Genomic DNA, 18628 nt, shown 5'->3' with positions numbered 1-18628 from the left:
CCAACGATTCGGAAAGGCGTTATTCCAGCCCCTCGGGCTTGCCCACGACGGTGAAAGTCAGGCTCTCGGCGGAGAGCAGGCGCTTGGCCACGCGGGCCACATCCTCGGCGCTGACTGCCTCGACCTTCTCGTTGCGGCTCTCGATGTAGTCGATCGGCAGGCCCGACATCTGCATCCCGGTCAGGATGCCCGCGATCTGGCCGTTGCCGTCAAAACGCAGCGGATAGGCGCCGGTCAGATAGGTTTTCGCGTCGCGCAATTCGGCCTCGGTGACGGCGCCGGTCGCGGCCTTGGCCCATTCCGCTTTCACCAGCGCGATCGCCTCGGGCACCTTCTCGTTCGAGGCCGAGAACGACCCCATCCAGAGCTCGGCGTAATCCTTCGGCACGAGGTAGGTATAGACGCCATAGGTCAGGCCGCGTTTCTCGCGCAGCTCATCCATCAGCCGCGACGAAAAGCCCCCCGCGCCAAGGATCTGATTCAGCACATAGGCGGCGAAGAAATCCGGGTCGTCCATCTTCAGGCCGGGGCCCGCGAACATCACCACCGATTGCGGGCTGTCATACTCGACCACCTTCACCCGGCCATCGAGGCGCGGGGTCACATGTTCGGGCATCGGCGCGCCGGTTTCGGGCAGCTCGCCCAGAAGGCTGTCGAGGAGCGGCCCCAACTCGGCCGCGGAAATGTCGCCCACCGCCGAGATCACCACGCGGTCGCGCGCCATCACGCGCGATTTCGCCTCGAACATGTCCTCGCGGGTCAGCGCGCGCACGCTTTCGGCGGTGCCGTTGATCGAGCTGGCATAGGGATGCTCGCCATAGACCATCTTGCCGAAGGTCTCGCCGGCGATGTCATTCGGGTCCTGCGCCTCGGAGGCGATGATCGAGAGCACCTGCGCCCGCACCCGGTCGATCGCGGTCTGATCGAAGCGCGGATTGACCAGCGCCTCGCGCAACAGCGCCACCGAGGCGTCTCGGTTCTCGGTCAGGAAGCGAGCGGAAATATCGAGCGTGTCATCGCCCACATTGAAGCGGAACTGCGCGGCCAGCGCCTCGGTCGCCTCGGCAAAGCCCTGCGCATCCATCGTGCCCGCGCCTTCTTCCAGCGTCGCGGTCATCAGGTTGATCGCGCCGCGCTTACCCGGCGCATCGAGGCTTGCACCGCCGCGAAAGCTGATTTCCAGCGCGGTGAAGGGGATGTCATGGGTTTCCACCAGCCAGGCCCGAAGCCCGCCCGGCGAGGTCACCTCCTGGATTTCCAGCGCGCGGGCCGGAAGGCTGAACAGCAGAGCGGCCAGAAGGGCAAAGAGAATCCGGATCATTGCGCGACCTCCGTCGGTTCAGGGCGCGTGAGCACGCCGGTGACCGCGTGTTTGCGATCAAAGACCTTCGCCGCCGCGGCCATCACGTCGTCTTCGGTCACTGCCATCAGCGCCTCGGGCCAGCCCTGCACATCGGCCACCGAGAACCCGCTGGCCAGCGCCTCGCCGTAGCGCCGCGCGAGCGCCTCGGTATTGTCACGGCCATAGATCTCGCCAGCGCGGATCTGGGTCTTGATCCGTTCGAATTGCGCGGGGTCGACGCCCTCGGCCAGAAACTCGGCAATCGCCTTGTCGAGTGCCGCCTCGACCTCGGGCAGGCCGACATCGGCGGCAGGCATCGCCGCCAGCGTGAACTGTGTGTCGTCGATCGACATGCCGTCATAGAAGGCCGAGGCATAGATCGCCTCGCCCGAGCCGAACACCAGCTTGCGCCCCAGCACCGAAGTGGCCTGATTTCCTCCGAGCACCTCGGCCAGAACTGTCAGCGCCGCCGCTTCGGCCTGATCGCCGGGGTCGCGCTCGGGCGCAAGATAGCTGCGGGTGACATAGGGCTGGGCCACCCGCGGATCTTCAAAGATCACACGGCGTTCGGCCAGTTGGAGCGGCTCTTGCACGCGGGCGCGCTCGGGCAGGTCGGGGCTGGGTGCGAGCGGGCCGTAATAGGTCTCGGCCAGCGCGCGCACGGCGTCCGGGGTCACGTCGCCCGCCACCACCAGAACGGCATTGTTGGGGGCGTAGAAGCTGCGATACCACTCCAGCGCGTCTTCGCGGGTCAGGGCCTCCATCTCGTGGCGCCAGCCGATCACCGGGGTGCCATAGGGATGGTTAAGGTAAAGCGCCGCCTGTTTCTGTTCGCCAAACAGCGCGCGCGGATCGCTGTCGGTGCGCTGGGCGCGCTCTTCCAAAATCACGTCGCGCTCGGTCTTCCAGTCATCCTCCGACAGGATCAGATCGCGCATCCGGTCGGCTTCCATCTTCATCACCAGCTCCAGCCGGTCGGCGGCGATGCGCTGGAAATAGGCGGTGTAATCATAGCTGGTAAAGGCATTGTCCGAGCCGCCATTCGCGGCCACGGTCTTCGACAATTCGCCCGGCGCGAGATCGTCGGTGCCCTTGAACATCAGATGCTCGAGGTAATGCGCGATGCCCGATTTGCCGGGCCGCTCATCCGCCGCGCCCGCCTTGTACCAGACCATATGCACGACGACCGGGGCGCGATGATCCTCGATCACCACCGCCTCAAGCCCGTTTTCAAGCGTGAAATGCGAAACGGTTTCGGCCCGCGCCGGGGCAAAAGCCGTCGTCGCCATCAAGGCGACAAAAAACGCACGCAACATGGGCACCTCTATGTGTTTTCCAAAGGAGTGCCCTGCTGGTTGCCGTAACGCAACCCGCCTGACGAGGAGTTGATCCGTCGGTGATCAGCGCGAGGCGTCTTGCGCGTGGCCGCTGGGCGGGGCTGCGGGCGTGCGCACGCCCAGCTTGCGCCAGCGTTCCAGCTCGGCTTCCTGATCCAGCGCCATGTCGCGATAGGCCTTGAAATAGACGCTCCGGTTGAACAGCTTTTCAAGCAGGCGCCCGTCGTTTTCGCGGCGATGTTCGAGATCGGCCGCGGCCAGGGTGTCGCGGATGTTCTGATCGACGCCGAAGCGGGCGGCGTAATTCACCAGCCCGCCGTCGCCCGCGGGAATCGCGGTCGCGCTCAGATAGGCAGGCTTGCCGCCCAAGGCGCTGACCGCATCGGCAATCGGCGTCGGATCGGTCAGGTTCGCACCACCCGGCGCCGGCTCGGGCAGCGCGGACAGATCCGGCGGCATCTCAAGCGGTTTCGAGGGCACGATGGAAAACTCGTCCGGCCCCGCCGTGGTCGAGCGGAGCTTCATCAGGCGCGGTTCCTTGTCCGACGAGCAGGCAGCCAGCAGCGCCGCCGCCAGACCGATCCCGAGCATGCCAGATTTCGACAGCATTACGCCCCCTTTTCGAGTAACCGCCCAAGTCTTAGCGCATTGATCCGCGCCCGTCACCTGCGAAAGCGCCCCTTAGCGCGCACCCGCCGCAGGCTTGTTGCCGCTGAACAGCACAAGCCCGAAAGCGCCGGCAAAAATGGCGATATCCGCGATGTTGAATGAATAGGGATTCTGCCATCCCGGCAAGGACATGTTGAGAAAATCGGCAACCGCGCCATAGCGGATGCGGTCGATCACATTGCCCAGCGCGCCGCCGATCAACAGCCCCGCCGAGATCCGCGTCAGCGCCGAATACGGCCCTTTGCGCATCCACAGCGCGACCCAGGCCGTGATCGCCAGCGCCACCACGATCAGCCCCCAGCGCGTCGCCTCGGTCTCGCCCGAGAACAGGCCGAAATTCACGCCCTGATTCCACGCCATGCGGAAAGTCAGCCACGGCGGCAGCAGGTCATAGCTGCCGATCCGCTTCAGATCGAGCATCTCGACCACGACCTGCTTCGAGAGCTGATCGGCGATCAGGCTCGCCGCCGCCACGCTCGCCACAAGACGCATGCTGCTCCCCGTTTCTTCTTGGCCCAAATACGCCCGCCGGAGGCAAGGCCCGCGCCGGGCGCGGGCCTTGCCTTAGTGGCGGAAGTGGCGCATGCCGGTAAAGACCATGGCGAGGCCACGCTCGTTCGCGGCGTCGATCACTTCCTGATCGCGCATCGAGCCACCGGGCTGGATGATCGCGGTCGCGCCCGCTTCGGCGGCGGTGATCAGACCGTCGGCAAAGGGGAAGAACGCGTCCGAGGCCACAACCGAGCCCTGCGTCAGCGGCGCGGGCAGGCCCATCACCTCGGCCATGTCCTGCGCCTTGCGCGCCGCGATGCGGGTCGAATCGACGCGGCTCATCTGGCCCGCGCCCACGCCCACGGTGGCGCCGTCTTTCACGTAAATGATCGCGTTCGACTTCACGTGTTTCGCGACTTTCCACGCGAACAGCAGGTCTTTCAGTTCCTGCGCGCTCGGGGCGCGCTTGGTCACGACCTTGAGGTCGTCCAGCGTGATCGCGCCATTGTCCTTGCCCTGCACGAGGAAGCCGCCGGCGACCTGGCGGAAGGTGGTGATCGCGGCTTTCGGGTCGGGCAGCGCGCCGGTGGTCAGGAGCCGCAGGTTCTTCTTCGCGGCAAAGATCGCGCGGGCCTCGTCCGAGGCCTCGGGGGCGATGACCACCTCGGTGAAGATCTTGCAGATCTCTTCGGCGGTCTCGCCGTCCAGCACCTTGTTCAGCGCGATGATGCCGCCGAAGGCCGAGGTGCGGTCGCAATCGAAGGCGCGCGCATAGGCCTCTTTCAGGCTGGCGCCGGTGGCGACGCCGCAGGGGTTGGCATGCTTGATGATCGCGCAGGCGGGCGCCTCGGAGCCGAATTCGGCAACCAGTTCAAAGGCCGCGTCGGTGTCGTTGATGTTGTTGTAGGACAGTTCCTTGCCCTGATGCTGCACAGCGGTCGCGACGCCGGGGCGGTCGGTGCCGTCAAGGTAGAAGGCTGCCGACTGATGCGGGTTCTCGCCATAGCGGAGCGTTTGCGCGAGCTTGCCGGCAAAGGCGCGGCGGCGCGGGGTGGGCTCGGCGATGGCGCCCGCCATCCAGCTCGACACAGCCGCGTCATAGGCGGCGGTGCGGGCATAGGCGATCTGCGCCAGCTTCTGGCGGAAGGCATAGGTGATCGCGCCGTCATTCGCGTCCAGCTCGGCCAGAACCGCGTCGTAATCCTCGACATCGACCACGGTCGCGACAAAGGCGTGGTTTTTCGCCGCCGCGCGGATCATCGCCGGGCCGCCGATGTCGATATTCTCGATGCATTCGTCATAGGCGGCGCCCTTCGCCACGGTCGCCTCGAACGGGTAGAGGTTGACCACCAGCAGGTCGATCGCCTCGATGCCGTGAGTTTCCATCGCGGTGACATGTTCTTCGTTGTCGCGCAGCGCCAGCAGCCCGCCATGGACCTTGGGGTGCAGCGTCTTCACGCGGCCGTCCATCATCTCCGGGAAGCCCGTCAGCTCGGCCACGTCGCGCACGCTCAGGCCAGCCTCACGCAGCGCCTTGGCGGTGCCGCCGGTCGAGAGCAGCTCAACGCCGCGGGCGGCGAGCGAGCGGGCGAAGTCGATCAGCCCGGTCTTGTCGGAAACGGAGATCAGGGCGCGGGTCAGGGGAACGTTGCGGGTCACGGAGGGCGGTCCTTTGTCAGAGGTCGGGATCGGAATCGGTTTGGTCGCTGGCGCGTCTGGCCGAGGGGGTAGCCTGTGCATGCGTCAAGGTCCAGCCAATCTGGCATGCATAATCGAGCACATCGGCCCGCAAAACGATCTGCTGGCTCGCGCGCGGGCGCAAACGGCCCCGCTCCAGATAGACCGAGGGTTCAAGGCTCAGCTCGCCCACGCCGTCATGGCGAAACAGCCAGAGCTCGCCCGATTTCAGCGCGACCGATACCGCCGCCCCGCCCATGTCGATCTGCGCATCGGCCTCGGGGTGGAGGTGAAAGCGGATCTCGAAGGGCACGCCATGCAGCGGATCGGCCAGCAAGACCTCTTCGAACTTGCGCCGGTCCTCGGCCGACATCGCACCCAGCGTGTCGCGCCCGTTCAGCGTCAGCCCGTCGGGCGCCAGCACGAGGTCGCGCAGATGGGTCATGCCATGGGTGACGTGATAGCCGTCATGGCCCATCGCCAGATGCAGCCCCTCGGGCGTGGTCTCAGTCGTGGCCCAGACCTGTTTCGGCACTGCGTCGAGATAGGCGCGCGCGCCCTTGCCAAAGGCGCGCTCGGGCCCCAGCCGCGACGAGGAATAGCCATTGATCGCCAGCGTCGAATGCGAGGCGGTCGCGCGCCCGGCACGTTGCCACTCGCGCCCATAGGCCGCGCCCGAGCCGCAATTCACCACCAGCGGATGCCGCCCCGAGGTCATCTCGAAGGCGAGCGTCGAGGCATGCGCGCTGGCCGAGGCCGAGCCGCTGGGCGGAGGGGCCGCATCGGCGATCAGGCTGGCCCGGCCCGCATGCAGCCGCGCGAATCCCATCGCGCGCCCGGCCCGCATCTCGCGTGTGCCCGAGGCCGCAAGCGCCTGATCCAGCCGCCCCGGCAGCCCGCGCCCGCCATCGTGAAACCGCGCCAGCCCGCCATCCGAATGGCGCAGCGCGCGCAGCGTCGGGGCGATTCGCGTGATCGCGTCCAGATGCGCGGGGTCGGGGCGCTGACCGGCCTCTTCCAGCGCCTGCCGCGCCCATGTCAGAAGCGTCAGCACCTCCAGCAATTCCTCGGGGTTGCGGGTGGGAATGCCGCCCTCGGCGTCGATCTCGCGGGCGCATTCGCGACCCAGCGCCGCGATCGCGGGGCGCACGTGGCGCTCCATCCCGGTCAGCGCCAGCCCCGCGACGACCAGCCCGGTCAGCGCCTCGAATCGCGGCAGCCCCGGCGAGGCGACCTTCCAGCGTTTCGCCAGAAACAGCGTCTGCTGGCCCAGCGTCAGGAAAAACGCCTGCGCCTGCGCGCGGTCCTTGCCCGACAGCAGCGTGAAGGCGTGGTTGATCCAGCGAATGAGCCGCCGCCCCGTCAGATCGGGCGTCCAGCCGGGGCCGGTGCCATCGCCGAACCGCGCGATCCAGTCAAAGACCCAGTCCTGCGCCCGCGTCCGCGCCGTGCGGTCGCCCACTGCGGCCAGATCGTCGAGCCAGGCCGCGCCGTGCAGCGCCTCTTCGAAACCGGGGTCGGGCATCGGCAGATCCCAGATCGAGAGCCCCTTGCCCTCGATCAGGAAGCCCGCGAACAGGAAGTTGCCGTTCAGCAATTGCCGCCCGCGCGCAAACGATCCGATCGTGCGCGGCTCGGGCTGGCTGGTGAAGCCGGTGGGCGGGCGCGAGCGTGCGGCCATCCGCGCCGTCAGCGCGTTGCGCGCCGTCGTGGCGCGGGCGCTGAGACCGCCCTTCCGTTCGTCGCCAAAACCGCCTTGCCGCCGGGTCATCCGCTTGCCATTCGCCTCGTCACGCCGTTGCCCGGCGCCTTGCTTGCTCGCGCGCACCATACTGGGCCGCTTGCGCGCTGTCACCGCTCAAAGCGGGGCGGGGCGGAGGGGCTCAGGCCCGGCGCTCGATCCGCGCGAGGTAAAACCCGTCGATGCCGCCGCGCTCGGGCCAATGGTCGGGGCGCAGCCGCAAGCCGCCCTCGGGCGTGACCCAATCAGGCTCTATTCCAGCGCAATCGGGCCCTTTCACGACCAGATCGGGGTGGCGTTCAAGCGCGGATTTGACTTGCGCCTCGCCCTCTTCGGGCAAGAGCGAGCAGGTGCAATAGACCAGCCGCCCGCCCGGGTTCAGCCAGCCGAGCGCACGGTCGAGCATCGCCTCTTGCAGGGCGAAGAGCGGCTTGATTCCGGTCGCATCCTTGACGAAGGGCAGGTCGGGGTGGCGGCGGATCGTGCCGGTGGCCGAGCAGGGCGCATCGAGGAGAATCGCGTCAAAGCCGCCTTCGGGCTGCCACTCAAGCGCATCGGCCACGACGCAGTCGGCCTGAAGCCCGGTGCGGTGCAGGTTTTCGCGCACGCGCTCCATCCGCGCCTCGGAGATGTCGAGCGTGGTGACCTCGGCGCCCGCGGCGGCCAGTTGCATCGTCTTGCCGCCCGGTGCGGCGCAAAGATCCAGCACGCGCTCGCCGGGGCGGGGATCGACCAGCTTCGCGGCCAGCGCCGCGCCCGCGTCCTGCACCCACCAGTCACCCGAGGCATAGCCGTCAAGCTCGGTCACCTGCGTGCGCGCCGAAAGCCGCATCGACCCGGTCGGCAACAGCTCGGCGCCAAGTTTCTCGGCCCAGCCGGCGGCATCGGATTTCACTGTCAGATCGAGCGGCGCGCCGGCCAGATGTGCGGCTTCCATCTTTTGCACGGCGGATTTGCCATAGGCCGACATCAGCCGTCCGCGCAGCCAGCCGGGCAGAGCCGGCGCGGGCAGGCTGGCCCAGCGCGCGCGGTCTTCGGAGACCTTGCGCAGCACCGCGTTGACCAGCCCGGCAAAGCTCTCGGTCTTGCGCCCGCCCGAGCGCACCAGCGTCACGGCGGCATTCACCACACCATGCGCGGGCGCCTCGTCGAGGCAAAGCTCGACCGTGGCCAGCCGCAAGAGCGCCAGCACGTCGGGCGAGGGGCGTTTGCGCAGGAAGGGCTTGAGCATCGCATCGGCACGGTCGCGATGGCGCAGGACCTCGAGCGCGAGGCGCTGCGCGCGGGCGCGCTCGGACGGGCCCAGCCCGTCGAGCGCCTCGGCGCCGATCTGCTCGGCCAGCGTCAGCCGCTCTTCGAAGACGCCATGCAATAGCCCCAGTGCGGCGCGGCGCGCCAGATCGGGTCCGGCCATGATGCGGCCCCCTGTCTCTTGTTCCGATATGCCGAGCGGCCTATAACATGGCCTCGTTCGAGGCAAGTTGCCTGACCAGACGGAGGCCCGCGATGACGGATGCGCCCCAGAAAGACCTGCCCCCCGCCGCACAGCGTGCGCTGGCCGAGGCCGAGGAGCGCCGCCGCAAGGCCAAGGCGCAAGAGCTGCCGCCCGAGCTGGGTGGCCGCGATGGCCCCGAGCCCGTGCGCTATGGCGACTGGGAGAAGAAGGGCATCGCCATCGACTTCTGAGCGGGGCTCTGCCCCGCACCCCGGAGTATTTCGGGCTCGATGAAAAGGGTCAGAGGCCCAGCACGTCGAGCATCGAGTATTCGCCCGGTTTCTGGTCCTGCCCCCAAAGCGCGGCCTTGAGCGCGCCACGGGCAAAGATCGCGCGGTCGGTGGCGACATGGCGCAGCACGATCCGCTCGCCTGCGCCGGCAAAGAGCACGTCATGCTCGCCCACGATGTCGCCGCCGCGAATGGCCGAAAACCCGATCGCGCCGTGCTTACGCGCGCCGGTGATGCCGTCGCGGCCCGATTCCGTGTTATCCTCCAGCGAAATGCCGCGCCCATCGGCGGCGGCCTGACCCAGCATCAGCGCGGTGCCCGAGGGCGCGTCGACCTTCTTGTTGTGATGGGCCTCGATCACCTCGATGTCCCAATCCGCGTCGAGCGCCTGGGCCACCTTTTTCGTCAGCAGCGTCAGCAGGTTCACGCCAAGCGACATGTTGCCGGCGCGCACGATCACCGCATGGCGGGCGGCGGCAGCGATTTTTTCAAGGTGATGCGGCTCGAACCCGGTGGTGCCGATCACATGCACGGCGCGGGCCTGCGCGGCCAGGGCGGCGAATTCGACGGTGGCGACGGGCGCGGTGAAGTCGATCACCGCCTGCGCCTTGGCAAAGGCCGTCAGCGGGTCATCGGTGACGATCACGCCGTTCGGAGCGCTGCCCATGCAGGCACCCAGATCGCGCCCGATCCAGTCATGGCCCGCGCGTTCGACCGCGCCGACAAGCCGCGCCCTGTCCGAGGCGCCGATCTCGCGCGCCAGCATCTGGCCCATCCGGCCCGACACACCCGTGACCACAATCCCCGGCAGATCGCTCATGTTACACCCTCCATTGCCTTGCCCCCGTTTAGCCGCCCGCCGCCGCTTTGGCAAAGCCCCGTTGCGAGGCGCGCGCGAAAGCACTATGTGAGCGCAATGGCAAAGAACCGTTTCCATTCGGGCGAAGGCCCCTCGCAGCGTCAGCTTCGCGTCGGCGAACTGATCCGTCGCACCCTGTCCGACGTGCTGGTGCGCGGCGATATCCATGACCCGGATCTCGCGCGGTACTCGGTGACCGTGGGTGAGGTGCGCACCTCGCCCGACCTGAAGGTGGCGACGGTCTATGTCGCGCCGCTGGGCGGGCAGGGCGAAGAGGAGCTGATCAAGATCCTCGCGCGCAACCGTGGTGAGCTGCGCCATCAGATCGCCAAGGAAATGAGCCTGAAATTCGCGCCCGATTTGCGGTTCCGCATCGACGAGACCTTTGACCGGCTCGATGAAACGCGGCGGATGTTTTCCGACGAGACCGTGCAGCGCGACATCGCGCGGCGCGACGAAGACGACGATGAAGGCGATCTTTAAGGCGCTTTTGCTGTGCCTTCTGGCGGCACCCGCGCTTGCGCAGGAGCCGCCCGCCTGTCGCGACCTGAGCTTTGAAGAGACCTCGTTCACGGTCTGCGAGGCGGCGCTGGGCGATGATATCCGGCTTTGGCTGCGGGACAACGCCGGCGCGCTGATCGGCACACCCGAGCGGCTGGCGCAGGCACTTGCCCCCGATGAGCAGCTGGTTTTCGCGATGAACGCGGGCATGTACAGCCCCGATCGCAGCCCGGTCGGGCTCTATATCGAGGATTATCAGGAAAAGCGCGTCATCGTGACCTCGGCGGGGCCGGGGAATTTCGGGATGCTTCCGAACGGGCTGTTTTGCCTGGGCGAAACGCTCGCGATCTACGAAAGCCGTGCCTTCGCCAAAGCCCCGGTGCGCTGCCGCTATGCGACTCAATCGGGGCCGATGCTGGTGATCGACGGCGCCTTGCATCCCAAGTTCATCGACGGCAGCGACTCGCTCAATATCCGCAATGGCGTGGGAGTGAGCGCCGACGGCCAGCGTGCGGTGTTCGCAATTTCCAACGAGCCGGTCAGCTTTCACCAATTCGCGCGGCTTTTTCGCGATGCGCTGGGCCTGCCGAATGCGCTCTATCTCGACGGCTCTATCTCGCGGCTGATCGCGCCCGAACTGGGGCGTGCGGATATCGGTCTGCCGATGGGGCCGATCATCGGCGTCGTTGCGCCGCGCTGAGCGCATGATTGACCGGAGAGGCGCTTCGCGTTAGCAGGCGCGCTCAGGTATTTTGGAGGCACCATGGCACGCAAGAAGGGTCGCGACATTTCCGGCTGGATGATCGTGGACAAGCCCGCGGGCGTGACCTCGACGGCGGTGGTCAACAAGGTGCGCTGGGCGCTGCAGGCGAAAAAGGCGGGCCATGCGGGCACGCTCGATCCGGCGGCGACGGGGGTTCTGGCTGTGGCGCTGGGCGAGGCCACGAAAACCGTGCCCTACATCACCGACGCGATGAAATGCTACCGGTTCCAGGTGCGGCTGGGCGCCGCCACCAATACCGACGATGCCGAGGGCGAGGTGATCGCCACGTCGGAGGCGCGCCCGTCCGACGCCGAGATCGAGGCCGCGCTGGGCGCCTTTGTCGGCGACATCATGCAGGTGCCGCCGCAGTTTTCCGCGGTGAAGGTCGATGGCGAGCGCGCCTATGCGCTGGCGCGGGCGGGCGAAGAGATGGATCTGGCCGCGCGGCCCCTGTTCGTCGAAAGCCTCGTGATGCTGGCGCGCCCCGATGCCGATACGGTCGAGCTTGAGATGGTCTGCGGCAAGGGCGGTTACGTGCGCTCGATCGCGCGCGATCTGGGGGCGGCGCTGGGCTGCCTTGGCCATGTGCTCTGGCTGCGGCGCGAATGGTCGGGCCCGTTCGAGGCCACCGACGGGCTGAGCCTTGAGGAGATCGACGCGCTGGCGCAGACGCCCGAGCTGGATGCGCGGCTCCTGCCGCTGGAGCTGGGGCTTGACGATCTGCCCGAGCTGCGCGCCACCCCCGAAGGCGCGGTGCGCCTGCGCAACGGCAATCCGGGGCTCGTGCTGCCCGGCGATGCCGATTGGGGCGAGGAGGCCTGGGCGAGCTTTGAGGGCAAGCCTGTCGCCGTCGGCATCTACAAATCGGGCGAGCTGCACCCCTCGCGGGTCTTCAACCTCTAGCCAAGGCTCGCTTTCGCGGGTCGGCGGCGCTAGAACCGCAGGCAAAGGGAGGCGCCATGATCACGCGCGAACATACCAAGGGCGATGCGCCCTCGATCGCGGTCTATTCCGATTGCGAGGCCTATCGCTACCTGCTGACCCGGGTTTGGGACGAAACCGGGCCGCGCGCGCTGTTCGTGATGCTCAACCCCTCGACCGCGACCGAGGTGCAGAACGATCCGACGGTCGAACGCTGCGAACGGCGTGCCCGCGCGCTGGGTTTTGGTGCCTTTCGGGTGACCAACATCTTTGCCTATCGCGCGACCGATCCCAAGGTGATGCGCGCGCAGCCCGACCCGGTCGGGCCTGCCAATGATGCGGCCATTCGCGAGAGCGTCGACTGGGCCTCGGGGCCGGGTGATCGGATCATCTGTGCCTGGGGCGCGCATGGTGCGCATCTTGATCGCGGCGCGGCGGTCGAGCGGCTCTTGCGCGAAACCGGGCGCCCGTTGCATCACCTCGGGCTGACTAAAGCGGGCGCGCCCAAGCATCCGCTTTATATCAGCTACAGCCATCGGCCGGAATCTTGGTAATCCGTTAACCATTTATGAAGAAATATCTTTTAGCAGCGGGAAAATTTCCCATTGGCTAATGTTCTTGCGTTAGATCGGGGCAAGAAACGATCGAGGCAGAGCCATGTTGATGCTGACGGGAATTCTGGGGTTGCTGGCCGCGGGTGTGGCTTCGAGCTTCCTGATCGACGACGCGTCCGACACGGATTTTGAAGAGGGGCCGGACCAATCCGGTGACGATATGGAGACGCCGGCGCCCGAGGGTGCTGCGTCGTTGCTCGATCTTGTCACGGATCCTGCCGAGGTCTCCTTGGGGGTGCCGACCCCGTCGATCGGGCCCTCGCCCGAGGCCTCGGAGCAGGACGACATCCTCTGGGGCGATGCCGCTGGCGACTTGATCGAGGGCGGGGCGGGGAATGACCAGATCAATGGCTACGAGGGGGATGACACGCTGGTCGGCGGCGCGGGCGAGGATACGCTGACCGGCGACACGGGCGCCGACATTCTGATCGGCGGCTTGGCCGAAGACCGGCTGGAGGGCGAGGATGGCGCCGATGTGCTGCTCGGCGACGAGGGGCAGGACACGCTCATCGGGGGCTTCGGGAATGACACGCTTCTGGGTGGCGCGGATGAAGACAGCCTGATTGGCGGCGCCGATGACGATGCGTTGGATGGTGGCGCGGGCGCCGATACGCTGGAAGGGAATGACGGCGACGACCTGCTGATCGGTGGCGCTGGCAAGGATGAGCTGATTGGCGGAACGGGCAATGACACGTTGTTCGGTGTTGACCCGTCCGGTCAGGTGGACGAGTCCGAGATGGACCTTCTCAACGGAAATGATGGCGATGATCTGCTGGTGCTTGGCGCGGGCGACTATGCACATGGCGGCGAAGGGGCGGATGACTTCGCTGTCGGCGACTGGATCGACTCGGGCAACCCGGCGACGATCATTGATTACACTGCGGGCGAGGATCATTTGACGGTGATCTACGATGCCGAGGGGGACGCTGCGCCCGAACTGACGATCGAGCCGTCAGAGGACACGCCCGATGCGGCCTGGATCGTTCTGAACGGCGCGCGCATCGCAGAGGTCTGGGGCGCGGGCGAGCTGACGGCGGCCGATGTGCAGCTGATCAGTGCGGCGGATTTCGCGCAGACCTAGGTTTTGCACCCCGGCCATTTGGTCTTTTCTTTTAAGCCGAATCCGCCTATACGCGCGCATCCGCCTTCCGGCGGAGCTTATGGACCCTGCTGGACGACATCCCGGCTTGTGCCCCCACCCTTTGTTACAGGAGACCCCGATGTCGATTACCGTTGAAGACAAGAACGCGCTGATCAAGGAATTCGCCACCAAAGAAGGCGACACCGGTTCGCCCGAAGTTCAGGTCGCGATCCTGACCAAGCGCATCTCGAACCTCACCGAGCACTTCAAAGAGCACAAGAAAGACAACCACTCGCGTCGTGGTCTGCTGATGCTCGTCGCGCAGCGCCGCAAGCTGCTCGACTACGTGAAGGGCAAGGACGAAGCGCGCTACCAGTCGCTCATCGAGCGCCTTGGCATCCGCCGCTAAGATCCGGTCTTCGGATTACGAAACGCCCGCCTCGCAAGAGGCGGGCGTTTTGCGTTACTGAGCCGCGCCATTCTTGGCGGAGGCGCCAAAACCCGCGGGGTGAAAGCGCACAAAGGCATCGGGGCCTTTCGGATCAAGGTCATAGAGCGCGGGGCGGGCCGCCAGATAAGTCCGCCAGCGCTTCTCCGGCAGCGCGCTGATCGTGACATTGTGCTTTGTCCGCATCGCCAATGACAGATCGACGATTTTCATCCCGCGCCCCTGTCTGCTGTTAGCGGCAATCTGCGCACGGATATGGAGGTCAAGCTCTTCCGGCCCCTTGGTCGCGGGAGCGGTGCTGGTGGGCTTGGGGGCGGGTTTTGGCGGAGGCGGCGCGGCCTTGGACTCCATCACGTAAAACGCCGAACATGCATGGCGAAAGGCGGGCGGGGTCTTGGCGGCCCCCATCCCCAATACATCCAAGCCCTTTTCACGAAGCCGGGTCGCGATGTGGGTGAAATCCCCGTCTGAACTCGCCAGCACAAATCCCTCGACGAGTCGCCCGCCCGCAAGCTCCATCGCGTCGATCGCCAGAAGAACATCGGCCGAGTTCTTGCCGCTACCGGAATGGACGAGCGTGAACTCCGCCTGTTTCGACCACCCCGGCATCAACGCGACATTGCCGTAGACACGGCGCAGGAACGGGTCCCCGAGGGCCTTTGCCCTCCGTAGGATCGCTTCCGATAAATCAGCGGACAGGTTTTCCCCATCGATCAGCACGGCAATGCGCTTGGTCATTAATTTGCCTCTTATAATACTTCGGCGCAGGTCGGGCGGCGCCGTTCCAAGTGTGCGGCGGAAAAAAGGGAGGGCACAAGCCCCCGCGGAACTCCGTTCTTCCCAACAGCCTTGTTTTCCTGTATTGCGCCCCCCATCTGCGACGTGACGCCCAGGCCCCCGGGCACATGCAAAGGATAGGGGGCGGCGGCAATGGGGCCGCCAATCAAACGGGAGACCCGGAGGGCCGGGAGCGCTCCCATATAGGATACGCTAGATGTTCAATATCGTTAAAAAATCCATCCAGTGGGGCGAAGAAGAGCTCACGCTGGAAACCGGCAAGGTTGCCCGTCAGGCTGACGGCTCGGTCATCGCCACTCTGGGCGAGACCTCGGTCATGGCCAACGTGACCTTCGCCAAGGAACCGAAGCCGGGCCAGGACTTCTTCCCGCTCACGGTTCACTACCAGGAAAAATACTACGCTGCCGGTAAAGTGCCGGGCGGCTTCTTCAAGCGCGAGGCGCGCCCGACCGAGAAAGAGACGCTGACCGCGCGTCTGATCGACCGTCCGATCCGCCCGCTCTTCGTCAGCGGCTTCAAGCATGAAGTGCTCGTGATGTGCACCGTGCTCAGCCACGACCTCGTCAACGACCCCGATATCGTCGCGATGATCGCCGCTTCGGCCGCGCTGACCATCTCGGGTGTGCCCTTCATGGGCCCGATCGCGGGCTGCCGCGTCGGCTTCGTCGATGGCGACTACGTGCTGAACCCGACCGTCGACGACATGCAGAACCTGCGCAACAACCCCGAGCAGCGTCTGGACCTCGTCGTCGCCGGCACCAAGGACGCCGTGATGATGGTGGAATCGGAAGCCTACGAGCTGACCGAGGCCGAGATGCTGGGCGCCGTGACCTTCGCGCATGAGCAGATCCAGCCGGTGATCGACCTGATCATCGACCTGGCCGAAGCCGCCGCGAAAGAGCCCTTCAACTTCACCGCGCCCGATTACAGCGAGCTGTATGCCGTGGTGAAAGCGGCGGGCGAAGACAAGATGCGTGCCGCCTACGCGATCACCAACAAGCAAGAGCGCGTGGCCGCCGTTGCCGCCGCCAAGGAAGAGATCAAGGCTGGTCTGACCGAAGAGCAACTGGCGGACGCCAACCTCGGTTCGGCGATCAAGAAGCTGGAATCCTCCGTGCTGCGTGGCTCGGTCGTGAAGGAAGGCAAGCGGATCGACGGTCGCGCGCTGGATCAGGTTCGCCCGATCGTGGCCGAAACCGGCCTGCTGCCGCGCACCCATGGTTCGGCGCTGTTCACCCGCGGTGAAACGCAGGGCCTCGTGGTGACCACGCTGGGCACCGGCGATGACGAACAGATCATCGACGCGCTGCATGGCAACTTCCGCTCGAACTTCCTGCTGCACTACAACTTCCCGCCCTACTCGGTCGGTGAAGTGGGCCGCGTGGGCAGCCCGGGCCGTCGTGAAATCGGTCACGGCAAGTTGGCCTGGCGCGCGCTGCAAGCGGTGCTGCCGGCGCCGACCGACTTCCCCTACACGATCCGCGTGGTGTCGGAGATCACCGAGTCGAACGGCTCGTCCTCGATGGCGTCGGTCTGCGGCGGTTCGCTGGCGATGATGGATGCGGGCGTACCGCTGAAGTCGGCGGTGGCTGGCGTCGCGATGGGCCTCGTGCTGGAAGATGACGGCTCCTACGCCGTGCTGACCGACATCCTTGGCGACGAGGATCACCTCGGCGACATGGACTTCAAGGTGGCCGGTACCGAAGCGGGCATCACCTCGCTGCAGATGGACATCAAGGTTGCCGGGATCACCCCGGAAATCATGGAGAAAGCCCTGGCTCAGGCCAAGGCCGGCCGTCTGCACATCCTCGGTGAGATGAACAAGGCGCTCTCGGGCGCTGCGGAATTCAGCGTCCACGCGCCGCGCATCGAGACCATGCAGATCCCGACCGACAAGATCCGCGAAGTGATCGGCTCGGGCGGTAAGGTCATCCGCGAGATCGTCGAGGTTTCGGGTGCCAAGGTCGACATCAACGACGACGGCATCATCAAGATCGCCTCGCCGAACGGTGACGCCATCAAGAAGGCCTACGACATGATCTATTCGATCGTGGCTGAGCCCGAAGAAGGCAAGATCTACACCGGAAAGGTCGTGAAGCTCGTCGATTTCGGCGCCTTCGTGAACTTCTTCGGCAAGCGTGACGGCCTCGTGCACGTCAGCCAGATCGCCAACAAGCGCCTGAACCACCCGAGCGACCTGCTCAAGGAAGGCCAGGAAGTGAAAGTGAAGCTGCTCGGCTTCGACGATCGCGGCAAGGTGCGTCTGGGCATGAAGATGGTCGACCAGGAGACTGGCGAAGAAATCGCGCCCGAGAAGAAGAAAGACGACGCCGAGGAGTAATCCGACCGCTTCGACAGGATTGGCGCCCGGGGGAAACCTCGGGCGCTTTTCATTCAGCCCAGCGGATGTTGCGCGAAGGCGGGCATCCGCCCGGAGCCGCAAATCTGGAACAGGCGGGCCGTGTCGAGCGCCTCGCGGATCGACACATCCATGTCGAGATAGCGATAGGTGCCCAGCCGCCCGACAAAGGTCACGCCGCGCTCGGCCTCGGCCAGCTCGACATAATCGGCCAGCATACGTTTCTCGTTCACCAGCCGGATCGGGTAATAGGGGATGTCCTCGGGCCCGCAATCGCGCGCGCGCTCTTCATAGAGCACCGAGCCCGCGTGCTCCTCCCAGGGCGCGAAATGCTTGTGCTCGGTGATCCGGGTCCAGGGCACCTCGGCATCGCCGTAATTCATCACCGCGCAGCCCTGATAATCGCCCTGATGGGTAAAGCGGCGGAAATCGAGCGTTCGATAGCCGAGCCGCCCCAGCGCATGGTCGAACCAGCCGTCGATCGGCCCCGAGTTGAACACGTGGTCAAAGCCCTTCGCCTCGGTGCGGGTGATCTTGCACCCAAGTTGCAGCGTGATCCGCGGATGATCGAGCATTGCCGCGACCATCGCGGAATAGCCCTCTTCGGGCATGCCCTGAAAGCGCTGCGCGAAATACAGATCGTCGTAACTATAGCGCAGCGGCAAGCGGCGCAGCACCGAAGCGGGCAGCTCGCGCGGATGGCAGCCCCATTGCTTTTGCGTGTAGCCCTTGAAAAACGCCTCATAGATCTCGGGGCCGATCAGATGCAGCGCCTGCTCCTCGAAACTTTGCGGCTCGCTGATGCTGCGATCGGCGCGCGTCGCGACAAAGGCGCGGGCCTCGTCGGGGCGCATCGCGGCGCCGAAGAACTGGTTGATCGTGTGCAGGTTGATCGGCATCGAATAGACGCGGCCCTGCGTCGTCGTCTGCACCCGGTGGCGATAGGGCCGGAACCGGGTGAAGCGGTTCGCATAGGCCCAGATCTCTTCGTCGTCGGTGTGAAAGATATGCGGCCCGTAGACATGCACCATCACGCCGGTCTCGGCGCACCGTTCGGTATGGCAATTGCCGCCGATATGGTTACGCGCATCCGCAACCGTCACCTGATGCCCGGCCACGGCCAGTTCATGCGCGATCACCGCGCCCGACAGGCCAGCCCCGACCACAAGAAGGTTCTGCGGTTTCATTCTGCTTCGATCTTCATGGTCCACGCGACGGGCAGAATGCAACTTTAGCGCGATTTGTCCAGACCGGGACGAAAAAGCCCGCCCCTTTTCAGGGACGGGCCGCGATCAATCCTG

18 protein-coding genes are annotated in these 18628 nt (G+C 65.9%); 8 read left to right on the top strand and 10 right to left on the bottom strand.

Features of this window, described 5'->3' with window-relative positions:
• Positions 1 to 19: 19 nt before the first annotated feature.
• From CLN94_RS09180 to CLN94_RS09150, 7 genes are all read right to left on the bottom strand, one after another.
• Positions 20 to 1321, bottom strand: a complete 1302-nt coding sequence (locus CLN94_RS09180) for a M16 family metallopeptidase (RefSeq protein ID WP_179300277.1) — start codon at positions 1319 to 1321, stop codon at positions 20 to 22.
• The gene (locus CLN94_RS09175; protein ID WP_096433443.1) at positions 1318 to 2658 is read right to left on the bottom strand and encodes a M16 family metallopeptidase; all 1341 of its coding nucleotides are present in this window, start codon (positions 2656 to 2658) and stop codon (positions 1318 to 1320) included. The genes CLN94_RS09180 and CLN94_RS09175 overlap by 4 nt, the downstream gene beginning before the upstream one ends.
• Before the next feature lie 84 nt (positions 2659 to 2742).
• Positions 2743 to 3288 (bottom strand): DUF3035 domain-containing protein, encoded by a 546-nt coding sequence (locus CLN94_RS09170; RefSeq protein ID WP_096433441.1) that lies wholly within the window; start codon positions 3286 to 3288, stop codon positions 2743 to 2745.
• Between the two features lie 72 nt (positions 3289 to 3360).
• A complete protein-coding gene (gene lspA / locus CLN94_RS09165) occupies positions 3361 to 3840 on the bottom strand; it encodes a signal peptidase II (RefSeq protein ID WP_096433439.1) in 480 nt (159 codons plus the stop codon).
• Positions 3841 to 3912: 72 nt separating this feature from the next.
• A complete protein-coding gene (gene purH, locus CLN94_RS09160; RefSeq protein ID WP_096433437.1) occupies positions 3913 to 5499 on the bottom strand; it encodes a bifunctional phosphoribosylaminoimidazolecarboxamide formyltransferase/IMP cyclohydrolase in 1587 nt (528 codons plus the stop codon).
• Positions 5500 to 5515: 16 nt separating this feature from the next.
• Complete coding sequence (locus CLN94_RS09155; RefSeq protein ID WP_245845175.1) at positions 5516 to 7198, bottom strand: heparinase II/III family protein; 1683 nt, start codon at positions 7196 to 7198, stop codon at positions 5516 to 5518.
• 202 nt (positions 7199 to 7400) lie between these two features.
• Complete coding sequence (locus CLN94_RS09150; protein WP_096433435.1) at positions 7401 to 8672, bottom strand: RsmB/NOP family class I SAM-dependent RNA methyltransferase; 1272 nt, start codon at positions 8670 to 8672, stop codon at positions 7401 to 7403.
• 92 nt (positions 8673 to 8764) lie between these two features.
• On the opposite strand from CLN94_RS09150, the gene CLN94_RS09145 reads away from it, so the two are divergent.
• The gene (locus tag CLN94_RS09145) at positions 8765 to 8944 is read left to right on the top strand and encodes a DUF1674 domain-containing protein (RefSeq protein ID WP_096433433.1); all 180 of its coding nucleotides are present in this window, start codon (positions 8765 to 8767) and stop codon (positions 8942 to 8944) included.
• 49 nt (positions 8945 to 8993) lie between these two features.
• Here CLN94_RS09145 and dapB read toward each other — a convergent pair whose 3' ends face one another.
• The gene (dapB, locus tag CLN94_RS09140; protein WP_096433431.1) at positions 8994 to 9803 is read right to left on the bottom strand and encodes a 4-hydroxy-tetrahydrodipicolinate reductase; all 810 of its coding nucleotides are present in this window, start codon (positions 9801 to 9803) and stop codon (positions 8994 to 8996) included.
• Between the two features lie 96 nt (positions 9804 to 9899).
• Between dapB and rbfA the strand changes: the two genes are divergently transcribed.
• The 6 genes from rbfA to rpsO all read left to right on the top strand — a co-directional run bounded on the left by rbfA (position 9900) and on the right by rpsO (position 14131).
• Positions 9900 to 10325: a 30S ribosome-binding factor RbfA gene (gene rbfA / locus CLN94_RS09135; RefSeq protein WP_096433429.1), complete on the top strand. Its 426-nt coding sequence runs from the start codon at positions 9900 to 9902 to the stop codon at positions 10323 to 10325.
• Positions 10309 to 11043, top strand: coding sequence for a phosphodiester glycosidase family protein (locus CLN94_RS09130; RefSeq protein WP_096433427.1), 735 nt, complete (start codon positions 10309 to 10311; stop codon positions 11041 to 11043). Before rbfA ends, CLN94_RS09130 begins: the two co-directional genes overlap by 17 nt.
• Positions 11044 to 11106: 63 nt before the next feature.
• Positions 11107 to 12009, top strand: coding sequence for a tRNA pseudouridine(55) synthase TruB (gene truB, locus CLN94_RS09125; RefSeq protein ID WP_096433425.1), 903 nt, complete (start codon positions 11107 to 11109; stop codon positions 12007 to 12009).
• Between the two features lie 56 nt (positions 12010 to 12065).
• Positions 12066 to 12581, top strand: a complete 516-nt coding sequence (locus tag CLN94_RS09120) for a DUF1643 domain-containing protein (protein ID WP_096433423.1) — start codon at positions 12066 to 12068, stop codon at positions 12579 to 12581.
• Positions 12582 to 12684: 103 nt separating this feature from the next.
• Positions 12685 to 13722 (top strand): calcium-binding protein, encoded by a 1038-nt coding sequence (locus CLN94_RS09115; RefSeq protein WP_096433421.1) that lies wholly within the window; start codon positions 12685 to 12687, stop codon positions 13720 to 13722.
• Positions 13723 to 13861: 139 nt separating this feature from the next.
• The gene (gene rpsO, locus CLN94_RS09110) at positions 13862 to 14131 is read left to right on the top strand and encodes a 30S ribosomal protein S15 (RefSeq protein WP_096433419.1); all 270 of its coding nucleotides are present in this window, start codon (positions 13862 to 13864) and stop codon (positions 14129 to 14131) included.
• 54 nt (positions 14132 to 14185) lie between these two features.
• Here rpsO and CLN94_RS09105 read toward each other — a convergent pair whose 3' ends face one another.
• On the bottom strand, positions 14186 to 14908 hold the full coding sequence (locus CLN94_RS09105; protein ID WP_096433417.1) for an NYN domain-containing protein: 723 nt from the start codon (positions 14906 to 14908) through the stop codon (positions 14186 to 14188).
• A 256-nt stretch (positions 14909 to 15164) separates the two neighbouring features.
• Here CLN94_RS09105 and pnp point away from each other — a divergent pair, with 256 nt between their 5' ends.
• Entirely contained in the window at positions 15165 to 17309 is a 2145-nt protein-coding gene (pnp, locus tag CLN94_RS09100; RefSeq protein ID WP_096433415.1) for a polyribonucleotide nucleotidyltransferase, read from the top strand.
• A 53-nt stretch (positions 17310 to 17362) separates the two neighbouring features.
• Here pnp and CLN94_RS09095 read toward each other — a convergent pair whose 3' ends face one another.
• Entirely contained in the window at positions 17363 to 18514 is a 1152-nt protein-coding gene (locus tag CLN94_RS09095; RefSeq protein ID WP_096433413.1) for a UDP-galactopyranose/dTDP-fucopyranose mutase family protein, read from the bottom strand.
• Positions 18515 to 18628 lie beyond the last annotated feature (114 nt).

Origin of the sequence: Pseudothioclava arenosa, assembly GCF_002358085.1 — a bacterium.
Classification (GTDB): Bacteria; Pseudomonadota; Alphaproteobacteria; order Rhodobacterales; family Rhodobacteraceae; genus Pseudothioclava; species Pseudothioclava arenosa.
Note: the sequence above shows the minus strand (reverse complement) of the source record. Positions and strands in the feature narration are given on the sequence as shown.